3 protein-coding genes are annotated in these 2587 nt (G+C 73.3%); all 3 read left to right on the top strand.

The features are described 5' to 3' along the window. Window positions 1-1149 (top strand): class I tRNA ligase family protein (locus VF468_06390; GenBank protein HEX5877938.1); only part of this gene is annotated, 1149 nt, incomplete at its 5' end. Next, a complete protein-coding gene (locus tag VF468_06395; protein HEX5877939.1) occupies window positions 1146-1691 on the top strand; it encodes a GrpB family protein in 546 nt (181 codons plus the stop codon). The genes VF468_06390 and VF468_06395, both read left to right, overlap by 4 nt. Before the next feature lie 9 nt (window positions 1692-1700). Next, a partial coding sequence (locus VF468_06400) for a dihydroxy-acid dehydratase (GenBank protein HEX5877940.1) occupies window positions 1701-2587 on the top strand: 887 nt, incomplete at its 3' end.

The following is a 2587-nucleotide window of genomic DNA, read 5'->3' on the forward strand; positions in this document are numbered from 1 at the left end:
GAGGAGCTGGTCGACGGCAACTGCCCGATCCACGGCCGGCCGGTGGAGACGGTCCGGGAGGAGAACTACTTCTTCCGCATCTCCAAGTACGCCGACCGGCTGCTGGAGCACTACCGCGACCACCCCGAGTTCGTCCGCCCCGAGACCCGCCGGCGCGAGGTCGTCTCCTTCGTCGAGCACGGGCTCCAGGACCTGTCGATCTCGCGGTCCAGCTTCACCTGGGGGGTGCCGATCCCCTGGGACCCCGAGCACGTCATGTACGTCTGGGTCGACGCCCTGCAGAACTACCTGACCGCCGCCGGCTGGGACGCCGACATGGAGAAATTCGCCCATGTGTGGCCGGCCGACTACCACTTCGTGGGCAAGGACATCCTGCGCTTCCACGCCGTCACCTGGCCGGCGATCCTGCTCGCGGCCGGGCTGCCCCTGCCCCGGACCGTCCAGGCCCACGGCTGGCTGCTGGTCGGGGGCGAGAAGATGAGCAAGACCAAGCTCACCGGCATCGCCCCCCACGACCTGGTGGCGCCGTTCGGGAGCGACGCCGTCCGCTACTTCTTCCAGCGCGAGGTCGCCTTCGGCCAGGACGGCAACTTCTCCTGGGAGGCGATGGTCGAGCGCTACAACGCCGACCTGGCCAACGGGCTCGGCAACCTGGCCAGCCGGGTCACGGCCATGGTCGAGCGCTACCGCGACGGGGTCCTGCCCGGCCCCGGACCGGCCACCGACGCCGAGGTCGCGGTCCAGGACGCCGCCGAGCGGGCCTACGCCGACGCCGCCGCCGCCCTCGAGGAGGTGGCCTACGAGCGGGCCCTGGCCGCCATCTGGCGGTTCGTGGGCGCGGCCAACGCCTACCTGTCGGAGCGCAAGCCCTGGGACCTGGCCAAGGCCGGCGACGACGTCGCCCTCGACACCACCCTGTACACCGGGGCCGAGGCGCTGCGGATCGCCGCCCTGCTCACCGCCCCCTGGCTGACCAGGGCCGCGCCGGCGCTGTGGTCGGCCCTGGGCGCCCCAGGGGAGCTGGCCGAGGCCAGGCTGCCCGGGGCGCTGGCCTGGGGCGGGCTGCCCAGGGGGGCGCGGGTGGCCCGGGCCGGGGCCCTGTTCCCGCGCCTCGACGCCGAGGGCAACGTGGCCAGGCGGGCAGGTTGACCTTGGCCACCCGCGGGACCCAGCCCGTCGAGGTCGTGGACTACGACCAGGACTGGCCCCGCGCCTACGCCGAGGAGCGCGACCGGATCGCCGCCGCCATCGGCGACACCGTCCTGGCCATCGAGCACGTCGGCGGGACGGCCGTGCCCGGCCTGCCGGCCAAGCCGGTGATCGACCTGATGGTCGGGGTGGAGGACATCGAGCGGGCCGGGCCGGCCGTGGCCGGCCTGATCAACCTCGGCTACGAGTACGTCCCCGAGTTCGAGAGCCAGCTCCCGGACCGTCGCTACTTCCGCCGGGGCACGCCCGAGAGCCACCACGTCCACATGGTCCCGGTGTCCGGTGACTACTGGACCGAGCACCTCCTCTTCCGCGACTACCTGCGCAGCCATCCGCAGGCGGCCGAGGAGTACGGCAAGCTCAAGCGCGGCCTGGCCGGCCGCTTCCGCCTCGACCGCGACGCCTACCGGGCCGGCAAGGTGCCGTTCATCGACATGGTGGTCGCCGCCGCCCGCCGCGAGGCCGGCGGTCAGAGCAGCTAGGAGCCATCCATGACCACAACGACCAGTGTTCCCGGGCGTCCCCGGTCCACCGAGGTCACCGCCGGGCGCGACCGGGCCCCGGCCCGCTCGATGCTGCGGGCGGTCGGGTTCACCGACGACGACTTCGAGCGTCCCCAGGTCGGGGTGGCGTCGTCCTGGAACGAGGTCACGCCCTGCAACATCCACCTCGACCGGCTGGCGGTTGCCGCCAAGGACGGGGTGCGCCTGGCCGGGGCGGTCCCGCTGACCTTCAACACCATCACCGTGTCCGACGCCATCGCCATGGGGCACGAGGGCATGCGGGCCTCGCTGGTCAGCCGGGAGGTCATCGCCGACTCGGTCGAGCTGGTGATGCACGCCGAGCGGCTCGACGGCCTGGTCGCCATCGCCGGCTGCGACAAGTCGCTGCCGGGCATGCTGATGGCCTGCGCCCGCCTCGACCTGCCGGCCGTGTTCGTCTACGGTGGCACCATCCTGCCCGGGCACTTCCGCGGCCGCGACGTCACCGTCCAGGACATGTACGAGGCCGTGGGGGCGGTGGCCGCCGGCACCATGTCCGAGGAGGACCTGGACGAGCTGGAGCGGGTGGCCTGCCCGACCGCCGGGTCGTGCGCCGGCATGTACACCGCCAACACCATGGCCGCCGTGTCCGAGGCCCTGGGCATGGCCCTGCCCGGCTCGGCCACCCCGCCGGCGGTCTCCGAGCGCCGCGCCGAGGCGGCCCGCCGCACCGGCGAGGCCGTGGTCAACCTGCTCCGCCTCGACATCCGGCCGCGCCAGATCATGACCAGGGCGGCCTTCCTGAACGCGGCCGCGGTGGTGATGGCCACCGCCGGGTCGACCAACGCCGTGCTGCACCTGCTGGCCATCGCCAACGAGGCCGGGGTCGAGCTGAC

The organism is Actinomycetota bacterium, assembly GCA_036280995.1.
GTDB lineage: Bacteria > Actinomycetota > CALGFH01 > CALGFH01 > CALGFH01 > CALGFH01.